Raw genomic sequence first — 18,381 nt, 5'->3', positions numbered from 1 at the left:
TGGCGCCAAAGGTTAACACTGCCTTGGCGCCACCTCGACTCTGGCCCGCCCCATGTTAAAACCGCTGCTGTTTACAGCCGCACTCCTACCGCTGTTAAGCGCTTGCAACCCGGCGCCCAACGCCGAGTTGCAGGTGGCAAACCGCAGCACACAATCGGCCAGCCTGGCGCGCGACGGCAGCCACGCGGTGATTGGCTCTAGCTATCAGGGTGGCAGCTACTGGCAAATATCCCCGGGCGAGCGGCTGTACGACTGGAACCACAGTGACGACACCACCCGCCTGATTTTGCACAGCGCCATCTCCAGCGACGGCGGCTGGGCGATTACCGCCGACAATCAAACTCTGGTGCTGTGGAATACCGCCAGTGGCGAGTCGGTGGCCTACTGGCGCATTAGCTCTGAGATTAACGCGCTGGCACTGGGGCGCTACGGCAACGTCGCCCTATTGGGTTTAGCCGATGGCCGGGCGGTGTTATACGATGTGCGCCACGGCGGTACCTTTGGCACCTTTCGGCACGATGCGCCGGTTAACGCCGTAGCCCTAAGCGATGACTTAAGCCTGGCACTCACCGGTGGCGACGACCAAATAGCCCGCGTCTGGGATACCCAAAGCGGCAAACAACAATGGCAACGCCAGTACGACAAAGCCATCCAGCAAGTGGCGCTAAGCCCCGACGGCAAACGCGCGCTGGTAGCCGCACGCTACGATGGCATCGAGCTGTTATCCACCGCCGACAACACACTTAACTGGACACTACCGGTGGGTCACGAGCGTATTATTCGCGGCTTTAGCCTAAGCGCCGCACGCTTTAGTGAAGACGGCGCCTACCTGTTAACCGGCCGCCCCGATGGCCGGGTGCAACTGTGGGATATCGACGGACAACAAGAGCTGTACCACTGGCAGCTGCCCAAGCTCAACCCCTGGCAACCCAAGCCCACCTCGGTGTTAGCGGTGAGCTTTACCCCCGAGCCCGAGCGCTATCGCGCCGCCAGCGGCAATGGCTTTATCTATACCTTAAGTTATTAAAAGCGCTAACAAGCGGGCACAAAAAAAGCCGGGCTGTTAACCCGGCTTTTTTATACCACGTGCTAAGCGATTACTCGGCAGCGGCTTCTTCTGGTGCTTCGGCAGGCTCAACCTCTAACAGCTCAACTTCAAAAATCAGCGTCGCGTTAGGTGGAATACCCTGGTTGCCACCTGGGCCGTAAGCTAAGTCAGAGGGGATATACAGCTCGTACTTAGCACCGGTTTTCATCAGCTGCAGGCCTTCGGTCCAGCCAGAAATTACCTGGTTCAGGGCAAAGGTGGCGGGTTGCTCACGGGCGTAAGAGCTATCAAACTCGGTGCCGTCTAACAAAGTGCCGCGATAGTGAACGGTGACGGTGTCTTTCTCGCCGGGGCTTACGCCGTCGCCTTCTTCCAGCACTTTATACTGCAGGCCGCTGTCGGTGATCATCACACCTTCTTTATCGGCGTTCTCGGCCAAAAAGGCTTCGCCTTCGGCTTTTTGCGTTTCAGCCAGCGCTTTTTGCTTTTGCTGTTGCAGCTCCATTTGTTGCTCCTGGAAGGTCTGCATGACAGTTTGCATTTCTTCCTGGGTCAGGGCGGGCTCTTTATCATCGCGTACATCGGTCAGCGCTTGGGTAAACGCTTCTACTTCAATGGGCACTTCGCGCTGCTTAAAGTTAGAGGCCATGTTTAAAGCGATAGCATAGTTAACCTTTTGCTCCAGAGTTTCCAGAGTAACTTGCTTATCGGCCTCTGGGGCTGTGGCGGGTGCATCGGGGCTCTCTTGATTACAGCCTGCCAGCACGGTTGCCGAGCAGATAACGCCGGCCATCATTAAACGCTTGTTAAACATACAATACCTATATTATTGGAGTGTGTTTGTTGTATTACTGCAACGGGTCCATCACGCTACAGTTTGCCGGCCCATCCGGCACTCGTAACAAAAAAGCCCATCCATGTTATACCAACTGCGCCACAGTGTGGACGTTTAGGTTGATAAATGCGAATTAGAACGCGCCTGTAGCTCTATTCATGGGGAGTTAGTGCAAAAATTCAATAGTAAGTGATTAATTTTGCGCTCACGGCGTACACAATTTATAGGCTAGGGTCTACAATATCGGCTTAGATTTACCCCTTTCTGCAACACTCAGATTTAAATCACATGTAGGGTTTCACTATGGCTGCCAAGAAAAAAACTGCTGTGTCTGTCGCGCAACTCGAAAAAGACATCGCGGCGGTTAGCGCCAAGCTCGACACGGCGCGCACCAAAAAACTAACCGACGCCGACAAAGTTCTGTCGAGCGCCCAAAAACAACTGGCGGCGGCGCGCAAAAAGCTCGCGACTTTGCGCACCCGCAAAGCAGCCGCTGCCAAAGCAAAACCTACGGCCGCGGCCAAAACGCGTCTGGCAAAAGCCGAGGCTGCGCTTAGCGCGCAAGCAAAAGTAGTAGAGACTGCCGAAGGGCAAGTGAGTTCCGCCAAGGCCGAGCAAACATCGGCCAAACAGGAGTTGGCCCTGGCGAAGACCTTTGCCAGAGCGAGAGCCCAAGCCGAAAAAGCCATCGCCAAACCGGCGGCTAAGGCGCGCAAAAAGGCCGCCCGTAAACCGGCGACCAAAGCAAAAGCCAAAGCCGCCACTAAAACCCGCGCTAAAAAAGCGCCGGCCAACAAAGCCGCGACTCAAGTGGCCAGCAAAAAACCGGCAACGCCTAAAGCAGCTGGCAAAACAGCGGGCCCGAAAAAAACCGCAAAAGCCAAAGCCCCGGTAAAGCAAACAACGGCTAAAAAGGCACCCGCTAAAAAAGCGGCTACTGCAACCAAAACCAAGGCACCGACCAAAAAGCCAGCGGCGCCTAAAGCGCAACCGGCCGCTGCGGTAACCGAAGCCGCGCCGCTGCCCGTGGCCAAGCCCGTGCAACAGCACGCCTTAATGGACATCCCGGAGCCGGTCGCCAAGCCGCAAACCAGCAGCCTTGAGGTAAGCCCCAAGCCTCTGCCCAACCATATAGGGACCGGCATGATCGAGCCACACGACGACGATAAGCTAAAACCCAGCCCGGTACCCGATGCACCGGCGGTACCTAGCTCCGGCAGCTTGTTCGACGAAGACGAACACTAAACCGGCGCGAGCGCACCCTGCAATAAAACGAGGGTGCGCTGTACGACTGGCGGCGGTACCTCGCACGCCGCCAAATAATTTTCTACCCGCGGCAACAGGGGCGCCGCTCGCTCGGCGGGCCAGTGTTTGCTCAGCTCGGCTAACTGTTGAATCTCCCAACGCTCGGCGGCCAACTCGGCGGCTTTAATTTGCCCGCGACACTGACGTTGCGATTCATCCAGGGGCGCCTGTGATTTTATCCAACGGCGCGCCTCGCGCAGCGGCACCACCACTTGCTCGTACCATTCAGCGGTTTCTTTAAGCACCCCCTTTAAGACTTCTGGGCTGGCCTCCTTACCGCTGATATCCAACCAACAGACAAACAACAGCATCGGAATACGCACGCTGTACTCGTCCTGCAGCTGCAAGCACTGCACTTCAATATCGGGTTGTTGATACAGCTCCAGGGCAAAATCCCATAAAGGGCCGGGTAATATCTCAGTCATTAACGTCTTTCTTCCTGTGGTGATAGGCTTTCCCACCGAGCTTAGATAGAATGCCCGGCATGATTACACTACAGCAAATCAGTTTACAGCGCGGGCCTAAGTTTCTGCTGACCGAAACCGACCTGGCGATCTTTCCGGGGCAAAAAATCGGCCTTATTGGCGCCAATGGCAGCGGCAAGTCCTCGCTGTTTAAGCTGCTGCTGGGCCAACTGGGCGCCGATACCGGCTCGGTATCGCTACCCGGCGATTGGCGTTTGGCGCATATGGCGCAAGAGGTGTCCGACACCGACCGCACCGCGCTGGACTATGTACTCGATGGCGACGAGGCGCTGCGCCAGGCCGAGGCCGAGATCGAACAAGCCGGCGACGACGGTGAAAAGCTGGCCCACCTGTTTGACGTTATGGAGCAAATCGACGCCTACACGGCCCCGTCTCGCGCCGCGCAATTGCTAAACGGTTTGGGGTTTACCGGCAATGAACTCGAACGCCCGGTTAGTGCGTTCTCGGGGGGCTGGCGCATTCGGCTTAACCTCGCCCGCGCCCTGATGTGCCCGTCGGATTTGCTGTTACTGGATGAGCCCACTAACCACTTAGACTTAGACGCGACCCTGTGGTTGGAACAATGGCTGCAACGCTACAGCGGCACCTTGCTGATTATCTCGCACGATCGCGATTTTTTGGACAACGTCATCGAGCGCATTGTCAGTATCGAGTCGAGCAAGCTGGTGGCCTACACCGGCAACTATTCTGCCTACGAGGTACAGCGCGCCGAGCGATTATCGCAACAGCAAGCGGAGTTTAATAAGCAGCAAGAGCGCATCGCCCACATCGAAGATTATATTCGCCGTTTTCGCGCCAAGGCCACCAAAGCCAAGCAGGCGCAAAGCCGCATTAAACAATTAGAGCGCATGGAGACCATCGCCCCGGCCCATGTGGACTCGCCCTTTAGCTTTACCTTTACCGCCTCCGAGAAAGTCTCCGACCCGTTAATCGTGTTGCGCCAAATGACCATTGGCTACCCCGAGCGACAAATTCTGGGCGGTGTGGACATCAATATTGCGCCCGCCACACGCATCGGTTTGCTGGGCCCCAACGGCGCCGGTAAATCGAGCCTGATTAAAACCCTGGCCGGCACACTCGAGCCGTTAACCGGCGAGCGCGTCACCGGCGAGCACTTTAAGTTAGGTTACTTTGCCCAGCACCAGCTGGAGGCGTTGGATATGAGCGCCTCGCCGGCGCTGCACATACAGCGCATCAGCCCCAAAGCGCGCGAGCAAGAGGTGCGCAACTTTTTGGGCAGCTTTGATTTTATTGGCGATCGCGCCTTTGAGCCTATTCACCATTTTTCGGGCGGCGAGAAAGCCCGTCTGGCGTTAGCACTTATCGCCTGGCAAAAACCCAACGTGTTGCTGCTGGATGAGCCCACCAACCACCTGGATTTAGAAATGCGCCAGGCGCTGACCATGGCACTGCAGGATTTTGCCGGCGCGGTTATTGTGGTATCGCACGATCGCCACTTACTGCGCAACACGGTAGATGAATGGCTGCTGGTGGCCGATGGCAAAGTCGAAGAGTTTGACGGCGAGCTGGACGATTATTACCGCTGGCTGCTGGAGCGCAAAAGCGGCGGCGATAAAACCACCGAGGCAACAACTAACCCGGCGGACGACATTAAACCCAAGCCGGTACAAGACAAAAAAGTTCAGCGCCAAGAGGCCGCCGCCAAACGCGAGGCACGTAAGCCACTAACCAACCGCATTAAAAAGCTCGAAGCCGAGCTGGAAAAGCTGCAGCAAAAAAACACCTCGCTGGAAGCCGAGCTAGCCGACACCAGCCTGTACGAAGACCAACACAAAGATCAGCTGCAAAAATTGTTACAGCAACAGGCCGAACTGAGCGAAAAAATTGATGCCTGCGAAGAGCAGTGGCTAGAAGCACAAGCCGAGCTGGAAGCGTTAGACGATTAACCGCCAATCATTAAAACCCAGCAAAAACGGCGCCCAGTGGCGCCGTTTTTGCTGGTGCGATACGCCCAATTTAATTAACGTCGATGGGGCATAGGGCGGCTCATGGGCCGATTCATATTGCGTGTCATACCCCGCTGACGCGCCTGAAAGTCGCGGTTTAAATTGCCCCGGTCGATCGCTGGTAATGTCGTGGGGCGGTTAAACGACTCGGGCCGCTGCAGGTTATCGCGCGCGGGCAAAGTCGCGGGCCGGCTTTGCGGTAACGACTCGCGAATCTCATTGGCGCTACGCTCGGGCTGCCAATTACCCTGATTGCGCACCTGCCAATCGTCTCCCATTTTGCGGGCCACGGCGCCACTTTTATCGGCAAACACATTGTTATCCAGGCCTTTGGCGATTGTCGCGGTTTGTAGATCGCGCTTAACCGCCGCACCGCTGGCATTGCGCGCACGGTTCTCGGGGCGCTTGTAGACATTGCGCTGCAGCTTGCTGGCGTTAAGGTTACTTTTGTTAATACTGTTTTTAATATGCGTGCGGTTACCAATATTAACCGTATTGCCAATATTAATGTTGCCGGTATTAATCACCACCGGCGGGCGATGATAACCGCCGCCGTACCAGCCGCCACAGCACCCCCAGGGGCGGTAACCGCTATTCCAGCCGCCGCCCCAACTGGCGCCAAAACTAAAAAAGCCGTTGCTCCAGCTCACCCCAAAGTTCCAGCCCGTCCAGGGGTTGTAACCCACATGAAACCCCCAGGTAGGGGGGCGCGGGTAGTAGGCGCCGCCCCAATAAGGCGGGTAGTACCAACCGGTGCCATACACGGGTACGCCGTAGTAGGGAAACGACCACAAATACCCCGGCCGATAGCCCACGTAAACAATATCGGGGGTGGACTCGTACACCTCGACAAAGGTGGTGTTATACACCGGCGAGCTGGGCGGGATTTGGTTGATTTCATCCTCGGGAATACTATCGGCCACCTGCCACGGACCCTTGGGCTTTTGCGCCACAAACCACACGCCGTTATCCACGGCGTAGTAGCGATTATCAATTTTCAGCACCTGGCTACCGGTGTTAACAGCGTAGGCCACGTTAGTGCCCTTGATATCCTCAAAGGTAGGCGGGCCATCGTAAGTCACCTCCAGGCTCGCCTCGCTGCGTTTAACAGCGGTGGTTTGCGGTATTTGCGCATCCAGTAAGGCGTCTTCGGCCTCTTCGGTGCCGGCCACCGATACCCGCAAGCCGCCGATGTCGGAGGCCGGCGGAATCTCACTAAAGCTTTTGGGTAATTTATCCGGGCGGACAAACTCCCAGGGGCCGTCTTGCTGTTTGGCGCTAAACCAACGGCCCGATAACAACACGTACATTTGCCCGGCCTCTAAGTCGCGCAACCAGGGGGTCTCGGTGTTTTCGACGTAAAGCAACTTGCCGCCGGCCAGGCTCTTCCAGCTGGGGTCACCGTCAGTGGCAATGAGTTCTGTCGGGCTGGTGGCCACTACGATAGCCGGTGACTTAGCACCCGGCGCCGTGTCGGTCTCGGGCTCAGGCAACATTTTCAGCAAATCAGCCGGGGGAGCGTCTGTAATCTCCCAGGGCCCCAGCGCCGAACTGGCGCTGTACCAAAAATTACCGCTGCTTAAATAGTAGGTGTCTTGTTGTTTGTGCCGGACCACCAAAAAGGGCGTGTTAAGGGCGCGCTCGTACGGGCTGTTTTCGACCTCGCTAAAGCGCGGTTTACCGTCGTACAGCAGCAGCACGGCCAGCTCGTCGGCAAATAAAATAGTGGGCGCTTCATTTTTTAGCTCGGCCAGGCTTTGCGCCTCCAGCTCGGCGTTTTTTAAACTGGCCGACAGGCTATCGAGGCTAATGGTAAAACCTGCGGTGGGGATAGCCGCCTCGACCACTTGCGTAAAGCGGGCTTCATCGGCGTCATCCGAGTCAGGCCAGCCCACCCGGGTAACACTGATGTCCCGTACCAGGGCGGTGCCGGCATCGCGGTCGGTATCAATGCGCGCATCAAACCAAAACGCGCCAAATATTGGCTCAGCGTTATCTTTTAGCTCCAGCGACATGGCCGCCCGGCCACTGAGTTGATTGCCGGTCATGCGTTCGGGTTGCGGCTGATACACCACGATGGTGCCTTCGCTGGCCGCAATCTGTTGCGGCCACTCTACGGCGTTAGCGCCAAGTGCCGCGAGCATTAACCCTATACCCAACAACCCGGTTATCCTTTTACAAAGTTCCATAGTCCCGCCTTTGTTGATTACTCCTTTTGCTCAGTTTAGCAGCTGACTGACAGCAACCTTCACTTTTACTTAAGTCAGGTGCCCGCTGGCCGATAACCTTAGACGGCTATGATTTGTCATCATCACAAACGGGCGCCTTAAGTTAACCTCAAGTATATGCCCTGAGTGTGACCCGCCTGCTATTAAGCAACAGCACCTTTACGACTAGATTTTGCGAGATTCTCACTATGAAATGGTTAACCCGCAGCATGCAAACCCGGCTTATCGCCGTGGTCGCCCTCGGTATCGCAGCCCTGCTGATCGCCGCTGAAGTTGCCATCGGTATGCTCAACGCTCAGTTAGACAACTATAACCAATTGATAGAACGGGATATTGCTCACGAGCGTCACGTCGCCGAGATGAATTTTACCTTTAAGGTGCAAGTGCAAGAGTGGAAAAACGTGCTGCTGCGCGGCGCCGATCCCGCACAACGCGAGAAATACTGGCAGCGCTTTAACCAGGCACAAAGCAGCATCCAGGAAACCGGTAAAAATCTGTCGCAACGTTTAAGTGACGCAAACTCGCGCGATCTCGTGCGGCAGTTTCTCGCCGCCCACAATAAAGCCTTTGGGGAGTATCAAACCGGCTTTGAGCGCTTTGCGCTGGCGGGCTACGACCCCGCGGCCGGTGATCAGGCCGTATCCGGTATTGATCGTGAACCCAGCCGCTTGCTGCAAGAGGCCGCCGATATCATCGCACAAGACGTGTCTGTGGCCGCCAGCCAGGTGCAAGAGAAAAGTCAGCAAGTGTCTTTTTGGGCCCAGATCGTTACTTTTGCCGTGGCGCTGATTGCACTGGCAGTGCTGTGGCTATTGTTGCGCTCGTTTTTAATCCGCCCGCTGCAGTCCATTATGAGCCATATCCAGCACATGGCCGTTGGCGATTTTTCCCGGCCATTTCATTTACAGCGTCAGGATGAGCTTGGCCAACTGGGTGACAACCTGCGCCATATGCAACAAGAGATGCGTTCCGTCGTGGGCTCGGTAAAAGGCACAGCGGTGCAGCTAAGCGATGCATCCGCCAACATTAACCAAACCGCCTCAGATATTGCCAGGCATATTGGCGCTACCGAGAACTCCACCGACCAGGTGGCCGCGGCGGTTAACGAAATGTCATCCACGGTACAAGAGGTGGCAAACAATGCCTCGGGTGCAGCCGAAGCGGCCGGGGCCGCCGACAAAAGTGCTCGCACCGGTTTAGGGGTTATGGAGCAAACCGTCACGGCCATTTCTGCCCTGTCCACCCAGGTCAGTGACGTTAGCCAGGCAATGGCGCAACTCGAAACAGAAACCGACAGCATCGGTCGGGTACTGGGCGTGATCAAAGACATTGCCGAACAAACCAACCTGCTCGCACTAAACGCCGCTATCGAAGCCGCCCGCGCGGGTGATCAGGGCCGGGGCTTTGCCGTGGTAGCCGATGAGGTGCGGGCGCTGGCGCAGCGTACGCAGCAATCCACCGCCGAGATCCAACACATCATTGAAGCGGTACAAGCGGGCGCAAGCCGGGCCAGTCACGCCATGGAAGTGGGGCAACAACAAACCGAGCGCACCGTATCACTGGTGGACGACACCGGGCGCGCCATCCGCGATATCTCGGAGGCCATTAATGCGATTGTCGAAATGAACACCCAAATCGCCACCGCCGCCGAGGAGCAAAGCTACGCCGCCGAGGAGATTAACCAAAATGTGGTTAAGGTGGTCGAGCTGGTACAGCAAGCCCACCAAGCAGCGCAGCACTCGACGCAAACCGCTAACGAGCTAGACAACACCGCGCAAAAGCTGTCGGGGCAAATTTCTCACTTTGTGGTGTAACGGTTCCCGGTAGTGTGGTGTTAGCCTTCAATACCCAGCTACCGGGCTAACCAACCGCCTTTTATTGCCCTGCCGTTTGCTTCCTACCGCGGACAGATTTATATCCTCGCCGAGGGTATTAGGTGAATGGTGTGCTCAGTCACATCACACGCTGAGCTCATCAGTGGAATCCGCGTCACGCTTTTTTGTCCTAGCAGGCCATTTTTAACGCCGCAGCGGCAACGTAGGTAGTTTTTCAACACCCTGCTAGTATCACTAAAGTGTCAAAGGCGCACAGCACCCAGGGTGCTTAATGATGCGATGAGGAGACTAACATGCAAATTCTACTGGCGCTGGTGATCATGCTCGCTTGTGTGGCGGCTGTTATCTACACCCACTACCGCCTGGCAAAGCACATTGCCCAACCCGCGCAGCGCTGGGTCGTACGGGTGTTTTTATTGGCGGTCGGGGCGGGCTTTGCCTGGGTTACCCACAAAAGCTACCCGCTGACAGGCTCACTAGAGGTACTGGTGTTAATCAGTGCTTTTTGTATTACTCATGTGCCATCTGCCTGCATTTTATTTTTAAAGCGCAAAAGGCACGAGCAGCTGCGCTAAACCCCGCCCATGTCAGGCACGTTAAAACGCCAACTCGGTTGTAGTAATCAGGCGAGTTTGGCGCTAGGGTATTGCCTGAGCGATTAGATGATCTACCGGTAAGCGGCCAAACAGCCACCATAGAGCTAACCTATTAGCCTGCGGCTGACAACGTTGCCTTGCAACACAACAATAATGCCCCTCAATCAAACAGGATGATTGCTCATGAATGCACTTAGTAACGTAAAATTACTCGCAAAAATGACAGCGCTGTCTGCAGCGCTGATGGGGCTCAACGCCCAGGCTGCCGATAAAGTTGTCGGCTATATACCGTCTTACAAAAATATGACGGCGGTGGTCGACTCGGTGAATCTCAGTCAGTTGACCCACATTAACCTGTCATTTTTAAACCCCAACGCCAACGGCGTGGTTACCGCTGGCGGCGACCCGGTGTGTATGCCGGGCGCCTTTGGCGGTAATGTCTCTGGCTCCGAGTTAAGCTATGTCGTCAACAAAGCCCACCAAGCGGGCGTTAAAGTGCTGGTATCGGTGGCCGGCGGCGTGATTCCCAGCTGCTCGGGCGATTGGCAAACCCTGCTGAGCCCGGCCAACCGCGCCAATACCGTCAATAACCTGCTCAACTTTGTCAGCAGTTACAATTTAGACGGCCTGGATGTGGATATCGAAGGCGTAGTATTAACCGCCATCGACAACGCGGGTAACTACACGCCGTTTATTCAAGCGCTGCGTAACGGCTTGCCCAGCGGCAAACTGCTTACCTCAGCCACCGCCTCTTACAACGGTGGCATGGTGCCCACCTCTTCACTGCCTTACTTCGATTTCGTCAACATCATGTCCTACGATGCAGTTGGCCCCACCTGGGGAGTGTCGGGTAACGAGCACTCAAGTTACGCCCAGGCGCAATCGGACATTGCGATCTGGAAGGCGCGCGGGCTGAGCGAGGATAAACTCGTGCTGGGTGTACCTTTTTACGGCTATGGCTACGGCAGCTACGCCCCCAGCTATTCAATCGCAGACATAGTTGCGCAATTTGGCGCTGGCGCCGCGCAACAGGATGTAATTGGCAGCCTGTGCAGCGATTGCAGCTACATTACGTATAACGGCCTGCCCACCATTCGCGCCAAAACGCAGCTGGCCCTGCAAGAGGGCTCGGGCGTGATGATCTGGGAGCTTTCGCAAGATGCCAGCGGCAGCAACAGTTTACTCAGCGCCATTAACAGCGAGATGGATGCGGGCGGCGGCCCCGGTGGCACCGGCGATTGCCCCGCTTGGGTGGCAGGCACGCCGTATGACGTCGGCGATGTCGTGTTATATCAAGGCGGCTATTACGTAGCCGAATACGCCAACCCGGGCTATATCCCAACAGTTAGTACTTACTTTTGGAACCCAACCACCGCCGCCGCTTGCGATGGTGGTAACCCGCCGGGTTTTAGCCAAAAAACCGAGGCCGAGAACTTTGCCAACATGAGTGGCGTTGAGCTGGAGGCCACCAGCGACACCGGCGGCGGCCAAAACGTGGGCTGGATTGACGGTGGTGACTGGATGGCTTATTCCGGCCTGAGTGTACCCGCGGCGGGCAGCTACCGCGTTGACTTGCGGGTGGCTAGCCCCAACGGCGCCCAGCTGTCGTTGGATTTAAACGGCGGGCAAACGCAACTGGGGGTAGTGGACATACCGGCAACCGGTGGCTGGCAAAACTGGCAAACCGTTAGCATGGATGTGCAGCTGCCCGCCGGGCCTTTTAGCTTCGGCATCTACGCCCCCGTCGCTGGCTGGAACATCAACTGGTTTAGCCTGACCCAGCTGTAAGCCAACAGGCTTAACTCCGCCCCTTGGGCTGTGGCGGTCGCCGTGCTGGCGACCGTCTATTATTACCCAGCCGGCGCGGCTGCTGGTATTAAGATGGGCCGTTAACCATCCGCCTGATCAAGCGCGGGGGCCGGCAAGCTGAGCGAGAAGGGCATTAACGGCAACCCGCTGCGCGCTTTTACGTTGGCTTTGTGGGGGAAGTCAGCCCAGCCATAACGCACTTGAGTGGGCTGTTTAACCTCGTCACTCCACAGCAAAATATGATCGCCCTGCAGCTCGGCCTTAGCCCAGACAAACTCGCCATCGGCCCCGGCAATAGCAAAACCACCCGGCTTACCGTCGCTCAGCAAACCGCGCTTGGCATGGGCAACACTGACCAACACTTTCTCGCCCTCAATGCTCATGCGATAGGCCGCCGGGCTCTCGGCCGCCAGTTTAGATTCGCCGTACACCAGCTTACGCGCCGCGAGTGCTAAGCGCTCGGCCACATCTTTTTTGTTAAGCGGGTGAATATCGTTCCACTCGCCCAAGCCTAAGTTGACGGTCAGCGCGGTATTCGGCTCGCTCAACACATGAGTTTGCGAATCGCGCATCACCGCCCAATCGCTGGGCTGGTTGGCGTCCTCGATCTTGGCGCCAAAGCCGGGTAGCTGCGCCACAATAAACGGCAAGCGCGGCTGGTTAAAGTGATCACGCCAATCGCGCACCATTGCCGGCAATAGCTGGGCATACTCGGCAGGAGCCCCAACGTTCGACTCGCCCTGATACCAAATCACACCTTTAAAGGGCACATTAAACAAAGGCGAGAGCATGGCGTTGTACATGCCCACCGGCTGTAAAAAATCCCAAAAAGTGGTGGGCGGGGTTGGGGTATGTGTCACCCCAACGCGGTACTGCCAGTCACCGGTTAAATCGATCGATGTGTTAGCCAACTCCAGCGCGTAGGGTTTATCGGGCACAAAGCCGCCATCGTTGTTATTGGTAATCAGGCGTACGGTAATCTCGTTAGCGCCCGCCTGTAACACCCCGCTGGGCACCGGATAAATACGCGGCGGATACTGGTAGGTAATATTGCCCACCTGCTGGCCATTAACGTAAGCGGTATCGGCATCCACTATACGGCCCAGGCGTAAAGTGGCGGGCTGGCCGGCGGCCGACGCCGGGATCTGCACGGTTTTTTTCAGCCAGATCACGCCACTGTGCTCTCCCACGCCTCGCTCAGACCAGTAACCCGGCATCGTCATGCTCTGCCACTGGGTATCCGCGTCGGCGCTCGCCCAGTTGTTTTGCAGCCCCACATCGTGCTTATTGATGTAGTCATACCACTCATCGCTGGCGTTGCGATCGGCGGCTTTTTGTTCTTCCACATAGCCGGGTTTCGCATTTTGCTCGGCCTGCGCTAAATAGTGCGGAAACGCCTGCAGCGCCTCGGGGCTCATCCACGACTGCGCGGTGGAGCCACCGTAGGCGGCGGTGACAACGCCCACGGGCACGTCTTCAGCCTGCTCGATGGCTTTGGCAAAAAAGTAACCCACCGCCGAAAAATCCGGCAGGGTCTCGGGCGTTGCAGCCACCCAGCGGCCCTCGGGCACATCCGCTTGTGGGGTTTGGTAGTCGACGACCTTAGGCACCTTAAACTGACGGATGCGGGCATTGGCCGACTTAGCTATCTCATCGGCGTACTTCTCGGCCACCCGCGCCATGGGCAGCTCCATGTTGGATTGCCCCGAGGCCAGCCAGACATCACCAAAGTAAACGTCCGTTAGCTCAATGCGGTTGTCCCCGGCAAGGGTCACAGTATGAGGGCCACCGGCCGCAAATGTGTTGCTAGAGCGGATACGCCACTGGCCGTCAGCGTCCGCTTGGCCGCTGGCCACTTGCTTACCGTCAACGCTCAGGGCCACAGCCTCACCCGGGTCGGCGGTGCCCCAGAACACCACGGGCTGATCGCGCTGCAAGATAGCGCCATCGGACAAAACCCTTGGCAGCTGCACATCGGCGGCCGCGCTAAGGGAGGTAAAGGAAAGGGCGACCGCGAAAGGAGCGGCTAACAGGATACGTGCGTTACTCACTGTGCTCATGGCTGTGTACTCTTGATGCTTATAATTGTTTGCAACTTAATGGTCTGAGTGACTATAACAAAGGCCTGCGGCTCTCGCTACACACCCGGTAGGGCCAACCGCAAACCGGTGCGTTAAAGCGTACCTGTCACGCACAGGGTACAATCACCAAGCGACCGTCAATAACCCGGCAAGGGCCACCCATCTTACGGCTGTCGTGACAACCTTAACCCAAACGCGATAAACCATGTTGATTACTCTGCTAACCCACGCCACTGAGCTTGATAAACACAGCAATACCGGGCAGCTGGTGATGTCGGTGTTGGCAATGCAGGGGCGGGTAAACTGCCAGCGGGTTATTTGGCAACGTAAAGTGCCGGATGCCGACTTACTGCAACGCATCAGCAGCACTGCCAGCGCGCTTGTTTACCCGGCGCCCAACGGGCGGGAACCGCTGACACTTAGCCAAGCATTACCAGAGCATATAATTTTATTAGATGCCACCTGGCAGCAGGCGCGCAAGATGTACAACCACAGCCCCTACTTGCACGATCTGGGGCACATCGAACTAAAGCCCGAGGCACCATCGCAATATCAGTTGCGCCGCAATCAGCGTGAATACGGTTTGTGTACCAGTGAGTGTGTCGCCGAGCTATTGCGTATCAACCAGCAACCAGAGCTGGCTGAGCGGCTCGATACCGAGCTTGCCCTAAAGCAAGCCCGGTAGGCAAAAGGTTAAGGGGTAACCCGCTGCCAGTGTTCGTACTCGACACGCTCGTCATCTTCAAAGCGCTCGGTGTACCAGTTGTCGCCTTCTAATGTATAGCGAAACTCGTAAGAGTCTTCGCCCACTTCACCAAACGAGGCGATGGTAGGAGTCTCGGTGTAGCGGGTGTCAGTTGCCGTGTAGGGGCCGCTGGCCGCCGCCCAGAATTCGCCATTGCGCTTAGAGATAAAAGAAAAGTGGTGGGTATTAATCACTTTTATGCCAACAAACTTCTCTTGCTGGTAATCGAGCATTTTACCTTCGGCGTTTTTAAATTCACCGCTAACCAGCTCCCAGGTGCCGGTTAAATCGCCGGCCGACGATAGGCCGCTGGCCAGTAGCAAAGCCAATAATCCATATTGTAGTTTCATATAATGAGCCTTTGTAAAGTCAGTGAGCGTTGCAAAGGATCATCTATCAGGCGGCTTTTGTAGAGCGTTATTTTGTTTTGGGCAATTGTAGCGCAACTTGCTCAGGCTAATTAACTTTTTTTGGTCCGCGCCATACCCGCCAAATATACCAAAGCACCATCACCGTAATAACACCGGTACTCACCGGGCCGACATAATCACTGGCCGCGGTAAAGTTCTGCCCCAATACCAACCCTAAATAGGCCAAAAACGCCGACCAAATTGCCGTACCTATGGCGGTAAACAATAAAAAAGGCCACAGCGACATTTTACTGATACCGGCGGGAATCGAGATTAGCGAGCGCACACCCGGCACCAAACGAAGCAGGAGTACCGTCCACATGCCGTAGCGATCAAACCAGCGCTGGGTTTTGTCAATATCTTTGCGGGTTATTACAAACCAGCGACCGTACTGGTCGCACCAGTGCTTTAACCGCTCGGCGCCCAACTTATGCCCTAAATAATAAAGCGGCAGGGCACCCAAAACCGAGCCCAGCATTCCTGCCAGTACCACCAGCGCAAACTGCAGTTGATCCTGGCTGACCAGAAAACCTGCCAGCGGCATAATAATCTCAGAGGGAATGGGCGGAAAGACATTCTCGACCAGCATTAACAACACAATGCCAAAATATCCGGTGCTGCGGATGATGTCGGTGACCCAATCACTCATACCGATTCTGCCTCGGCAATCGCACTATCGTTTTTAGGGCGGCTGTCCGCTTTATCATCCGTCGTGTCTTTATCGTCCTCAGGCGGGCGCGTTAACGCTTCAAAAATCAAATAGGTGGGCGTAGCAATGGCCAGCGGTATTAGATAAAACACGCAGCGATAGGCAAACAAGCTGCCGAGGATGGTGCTTTTTTCTACCTGGCCGGCAAGCAGTGCCAAAAACACCGCCTCTAGTACCCCTAACCCGCCGGGAATGTGGGTGATCACACCCGCCAGGCTGCTCACCAATAACACGGCAAATACCGTGGCAAAGTTAAGGTCATCAGCCAAAAACTGATAAATCACCGAAGCCATTAGCGTCCAGTGCGCACAGGCCACCACAAACTGCAGCAGCGCAATACTCACTGGAGGCAGCGTTATAGTGGTATCGCGAATTTGCAACTCGCGTTTTTTACTAAAGGCACACAAACCCAAATACAAAAGTACTACGGCAATAAAGCCGGCACCGATAAACTGCAGATGCGTGTTAGTAACCGACCAACTATCGGGCGGATCAATCTGGCCAGATACAAACAAGCCGCCGGCCAATAAAATATACCCCAACCAGTTGGTCGCGATACTAATACCTAAAATGCGCGTGACATCGCCGGCTTTTACGCCAAGGCGTGAATACAACCGGTAACGGAAGGCAATGCCGCCCACGAGCGAGCTTAGGTTTAGGTTAAAGGCGTAACTTAACCAAGCCACAAACCAGGTTTTGGCCATGCTGACTTTTAAGCCTAGTAAATAGCGACCAAATAGATCGTAGCTGGCATACACAAAATAACACAGCACACCCAAACCAAAGCCGGTGGCCAAGGTGGCCATCGAGGTGTTTTTTAAGGTCTCGAGTACTTTGCCCCATTCGATGGTAACGGCTTGCTGATACAGCAAATAGGCCACAAGCCCAAAGAAAACAACCGTCAGCCCGTTTTTTACCCAGCTCCAGTTAACCCAATCTTTTACACTTTCCCACTTACCAACAATGGCGCTGCGGCTTTCTTTTTGGTTGTGCATCGATTAAACCTCAGCTTCTTTGGCGTCAAGTTCGGTGTTTGTGTCGTAATCCTGCTTGCTCGTTACCCGACGAGCATTTTTAGACTCGGGGTACTGACGGCGTAAATCGGCATCGCGAGTGCGCCCCTCACCCGTTTCAAAACTGCGTTTAAGCTCACGAATTTTTGGGGTATGCGCCGGAAACAGCCCGGCAAACGTCGGAAAGTGACGCAGTGAGTGATACATAAAGAAGTCTTTAACCAAATAGTACCAGCGGCGGCGTTTTACCCAATCCGACTCAATCTCCACACTGTGGTTCTCCAGCATTTCAATCTGCTCGGCCAACTGGGCATTAAACCCTGTGTCTCGTACGATAATATTGGCCTCCAGGTTAAACGCGAGGCTCAGTGGGTCGAGATTACTGGAGCCAATCGTAGACCATTCGTCATCTATAACAGCAATTTTGGCGTGTAGTGGCCTATCGCTATACTCGTAAATTTTGACTCCATTGCGCAGTAAAACGTCGTACAGCGCGCGGGCCATGGGTAGAGCAAATGGAATGTCCGGGTCGCCTTGCAACACCAAGCGAACATCAACACCCCGTTTCGCCGCTCTGCGCAGCGCACGCATAAAACGGTAGCCCGGAAAGAAATAGGCATTGGCAATCCAGATACGCTCTTTCGCCTCGTGAATACCGGCCAAATACGCCTTTTCAATATCGCTGCGATTGCGGCGATTATCCCGCGAGACAAATGCAATTGGGGTATTGCCGGGTGTGTCGGGGTTTTTAAGTTTGTCGGCAAACTCTTGCAGGTGATCGTCGTTAGAGTCGCGCACATAACTTTTGCACAACTCGCGCAGCTCTTTAACAATGGGGCCCTGCAACTCTACCGAGTAATCTTGTTTTCCCTCGGGGCCGCTGGTAATCATATGATCGTTGCACAGATTAATACCGCCAATAAAACCGTAGGTGGCATCAATAACGGCCAGTTTGCGATGCAAACGACGAAATAATTTTGGCCGACCGTTGTACCACTCAGGTTGCGGGTCGTAGATCTGAAAGACAATGCCCGCGGCCGTTAACTCTTCAATGTATTCCGGGTTTAAAAAATGGCTGCCCCAACTGTCGGCGGTTACACTCACCCAGACACCGCGTTGGGCGGCGCCAATCAGCGCGGTTTTTAAACCATCGCCGATACGGTCGTCTTCGAGAATGAATGTCTCGATAAATATTTCACGCTTAGCGTGTTTTATTCGGCGCAACAGTTGCGGAAAAAACTCCTCGCCGTTAATCAGTAAGTTCAACTGATTGTCTTTACAGAAGTGACCTTTAAATTCTCTAAAACCAAACATG

The 18,381-nt window shown here is 55.4% G+C and carries 15 protein-coding genes; 7 read left to right on the top strand and 8 right to left on the bottom strand.

The window, feature by feature from the left end:
* Positions 1-52: 52 nt before the first annotated feature.
* Positions 53-1,027 (top strand): hypothetical protein, encoded by a 975-nt coding sequence (locus AAC019_RS14090; RefSeq protein ID WP_339899691.1) that lies wholly within the window; start codon positions 53-55, stop codon positions 1,025-1,027.
* A gap of 70 nt (positions 1,028-1,097) precedes the next feature.
* Here AAC019_RS14090 and AAC019_RS14085 read toward each other — a convergent pair whose 3' ends face one another.
* The gene (locus AAC019_RS14085; protein WP_339899690.1) at positions 1,098-1,862 is read right to left on the bottom strand and encodes an FKBP-type peptidyl-prolyl cis-trans isomerase; all 765 of its coding nucleotides are present in this window, start codon (positions 1,860-1,862) and stop codon (positions 1,098-1,100) included.
* A 324-nt stretch (positions 1,863-2,186) separates the two neighbouring features.
* On the opposite strand from AAC019_RS14085, the gene AAC019_RS14080 reads away from it, so the two are divergent.
* On the top strand, positions 2,187-3,128 hold the full coding sequence (locus AAC019_RS14080; RefSeq protein ID WP_339899689.1) for a hypothetical protein: 942 nt from the start codon (positions 2,187-2,189) through the stop codon (positions 3,126-3,128).
* On the opposite strand, the gene AAC019_RS14075 is transcribed toward AAC019_RS14080, so the two are convergent.
* Positions 3,125-3,613 carry a TIGR02444 family protein gene (locus AAC019_RS14075; RefSeq protein ID WP_339899688.1) on the bottom strand — a complete coding sequence of 163 codons (489 nt, stop codon included), beginning with the start codon at positions 3,611-3,613 and terminating at the stop codon, positions 3,125-3,127. The genes AAC019_RS14080 and AAC019_RS14075 overlap by 4 nt on opposite strands.
* A gap of 59 nt (positions 3,614-3,672) precedes the next feature.
* On the opposite strand from AAC019_RS14075, the gene AAC019_RS14070 reads away from it, so the two are divergent.
* A complete protein-coding gene (locus AAC019_RS14070) occupies positions 3,673-5,580 on the top strand; it encodes an ATP-binding cassette domain-containing protein (RefSeq protein ID WP_339899687.1) in 1,908 nt (635 codons plus the stop codon).
* A gap of 74 nt (positions 5,581-5,654) precedes the next feature.
* Here AAC019_RS14070 and AAC019_RS14065 read toward each other — a convergent pair whose 3' ends face one another.
* Positions 5,655-7,829: a carbohydrate-binding family V/XII gene (locus AAC019_RS14065; RefSeq protein WP_339899685.1), complete on the bottom strand. Its 2,175-nt coding sequence runs from the start codon at positions 7,827-7,829 to the stop codon at positions 5,655-5,657.
* A gap of 227 nt (positions 7,830-8,056) precedes the next feature.
* Between AAC019_RS14065 and AAC019_RS14060 the strand changes: the two genes are divergently transcribed.
* The 3 genes from AAC019_RS14060 (at position 8,057) to AAC019_RS14050 (ending at position 12,087) form a co-directional block, all read left to right on the top strand.
* A complete protein-coding gene (locus AAC019_RS14060) occupies positions 8,057-9,682 on the top strand; it encodes a methyl-accepting chemotaxis protein (RefSeq protein WP_339899684.1) in 1,626 nt (541 codons plus the stop codon).
* A gap of 314 nt (positions 9,683-9,996) precedes the next feature.
* On the top strand, positions 9,997-10,278 hold the full coding sequence (locus AAC019_RS14055) for a hypothetical protein (protein WP_339899683.1): 282 nt from the start codon (positions 9,997-9,999) through the stop codon (positions 10,276-10,278).
* Positions 10,279-10,482: 204 nt separating this feature from the next.
* Entirely contained in the window at positions 10,483-12,087 is a 1,605-nt protein-coding gene (locus AAC019_RS14050) for a glycosyl hydrolase family 18 protein (RefSeq protein WP_339899682.1), read from the top strand.
* Positions 12,088-12,188: 101 nt separating this feature from the next.
* On the opposite strand, the gene AAC019_RS14045 is transcribed toward AAC019_RS14050, so the two are convergent.
* Positions 12,189-14,168: a sialate O-acetylesterase gene (locus AAC019_RS14045; protein ID WP_339899680.1), complete on the bottom strand. Its 1,980-nt coding sequence runs from the start codon at positions 14,166-14,168 to the stop codon at positions 12,189-12,191.
* Between the two features lie 226 nt (positions 14,169-14,394).
* Here AAC019_RS14045 and AAC019_RS14040 point away from each other — a divergent pair, with 226 nt between their 5' ends.
* The gene (locus AAC019_RS14040; protein WP_339899679.1) at positions 14,395-14,874 is read left to right on the top strand and encodes a tRNA-uridine aminocarboxypropyltransferase; all 480 of its coding nucleotides are present in this window, start codon (positions 14,395-14,397) and stop codon (positions 14,872-14,874) included.
* An 8-nt stretch (positions 14,875-14,882) separates the two neighbouring features.
* On the opposite strand, the gene AAC019_RS14035 is transcribed toward AAC019_RS14040, so the two are convergent.
* From AAC019_RS14035 to clsB, 4 genes are all read right to left on the bottom strand, one after another.
* Positions 14,883-15,284 carry a hypothetical protein gene (locus AAC019_RS14035; RefSeq protein WP_339899678.1) on the bottom strand — a complete coding sequence of 134 codons (402 nt, stop codon included), beginning with the start codon at positions 15,282-15,284 and terminating at the stop codon, positions 14,883-14,885.
* 106 nt (positions 15,285-15,390) lie between these two features.
* Positions 15,391-15,993 carry a DedA family protein gene (locus tag AAC019_RS14030; protein WP_339899677.1) on the bottom strand — a complete coding sequence of 201 codons (603 nt, stop codon included), beginning with the start codon at positions 15,991-15,993 and terminating at the stop codon, positions 15,391-15,393.
* Entirely contained in the window at positions 15,990-17,048 is a 1,059-nt protein-coding gene (locus AAC019_RS14025) for a lysylphosphatidylglycerol synthase domain-containing protein (protein ID WP_339899676.1), read from the bottom strand. The genes AAC019_RS14030 and AAC019_RS14025 overlap by 4 nt, the downstream gene beginning before the upstream one ends.
* Before the next feature lie 3 nt (positions 17,049-17,051).
* A complete protein-coding gene (gene clsB, locus AAC019_RS14020; RefSeq protein ID WP_339899675.1) occupies positions 17,052-18,380 on the bottom strand; it encodes a cardiolipin synthase ClsB in 1,329 nt (442 codons plus the stop codon).
* Between the last annotated feature and the right edge of the window lies 1 nt (position 18,381).

The sequence above is a fragment of the uncultured Gilvimarinus sp. genome (assembly GCF_963975215.1).
Lineage (GTDB): Bacteria > Pseudomonadota > Gammaproteobacteria > Pseudomonadales > Cellvibrionaceae > Gilvimarinus.
The sequence above is the reverse complement of the archived record's forward strand: the minus strand, read 5'-3'. Positions and strand labels throughout refer to the sequence as shown.

Excerpts from the sequence above, each read along its gene's own strand:
- AAC019_RS14090 (WP_339899691.1), top strand. The coding sequence starts at position 53 with ATGTTAAAACCGCTGCTGTTTACAGCCGCACTCCTACCGCTGTTAAGC.
- AAC019_RS14085 (WP_339899690.1), bottom strand. The coding sequence starts at position 1,862 with ATGTTTAACAAGCGTTTAATGATGGCCGGCGTTATCTGCTCGGCAACC.
- AAC019_RS14080 (WP_339899689.1), top strand. The coding sequence starts at position 2,187 with ATGGCTGCCAAGAAAAAAACTGCTGTGTCTGTCGCGCAACTCGAAAAA.
- AAC019_RS14075 (WP_339899688.1), bottom strand. The coding sequence starts at position 3,613 with ATGACTGAGATATTACCCGGCCCTTTATGGGATTTTGCCCTGGAGCTG.
- AAC019_RS14070 (WP_339899687.1), top strand. The coding sequence starts at position 3,673 with ATGATTACACTACAGCAAATCAGTTTACAGCGCGGGCCTAAGTTTCTG.
- AAC019_RS14065 (WP_339899685.1), bottom strand. The coding sequence starts at position 7,829 with ATGGAACTTTGTAAAAGGATAACCGGGTTGTTGGGTATAGGGTTAATG.
- AAC019_RS14060 (WP_339899684.1), top strand. The coding sequence starts at position 8,057 with ATGAAATGGTTAACCCGCAGCATGCAAACCCGGCTTATCGCCGTGGTC.
- AAC019_RS14055 (WP_339899683.1), top strand. The coding sequence starts at position 9,997 with ATGCAAATTCTACTGGCGCTGGTGATCATGCTCGCTTGTGTGGCGGCT.
- AAC019_RS14050 (WP_339899682.1), top strand. The coding sequence starts at position 10,483 with ATGAATGCACTTAGTAACGTAAAATTACTCGCAAAAATGACAGCGCTG.
- AAC019_RS14045 (WP_339899680.1), bottom strand. The coding sequence starts at position 14,168 with ATGAGCACAGTGAGTAACGCACGTATCCTGTTAGCCGCTCCTTTCGCG.
- AAC019_RS14040 (WP_339899679.1), top strand. The coding sequence starts at position 14,395 with ATGTTGATTACTCTGCTAACCCACGCCACTGAGCTTGATAAACACAGC.
- AAC019_RS14035 (WP_339899678.1), bottom strand. The coding sequence starts at position 15,284 with ATGAAACTACAATATGGATTATTGGCTTTGCTACTGGCCAGCGGCCTA.
- AAC019_RS14030 (WP_339899677.1), bottom strand. The coding sequence starts at position 15,993 with ATGAGTGATTGGGTCACCGACATCATCCGCAGCACCGGATATTTTGGC.
- AAC019_RS14025 (WP_339899676.1), bottom strand. The coding sequence starts at position 17,048 with ATGCACAACCAAAAAGAAAGCCGCAGCGCCATTGTTGGTAAGTGGGAA.
- clsB (WP_339899675.1), bottom strand. The coding sequence starts at position 18,380 with ATGTTTGGTTTTAGAGAATTTAAAGGTCACTTCTGTAAAGACAATCAG.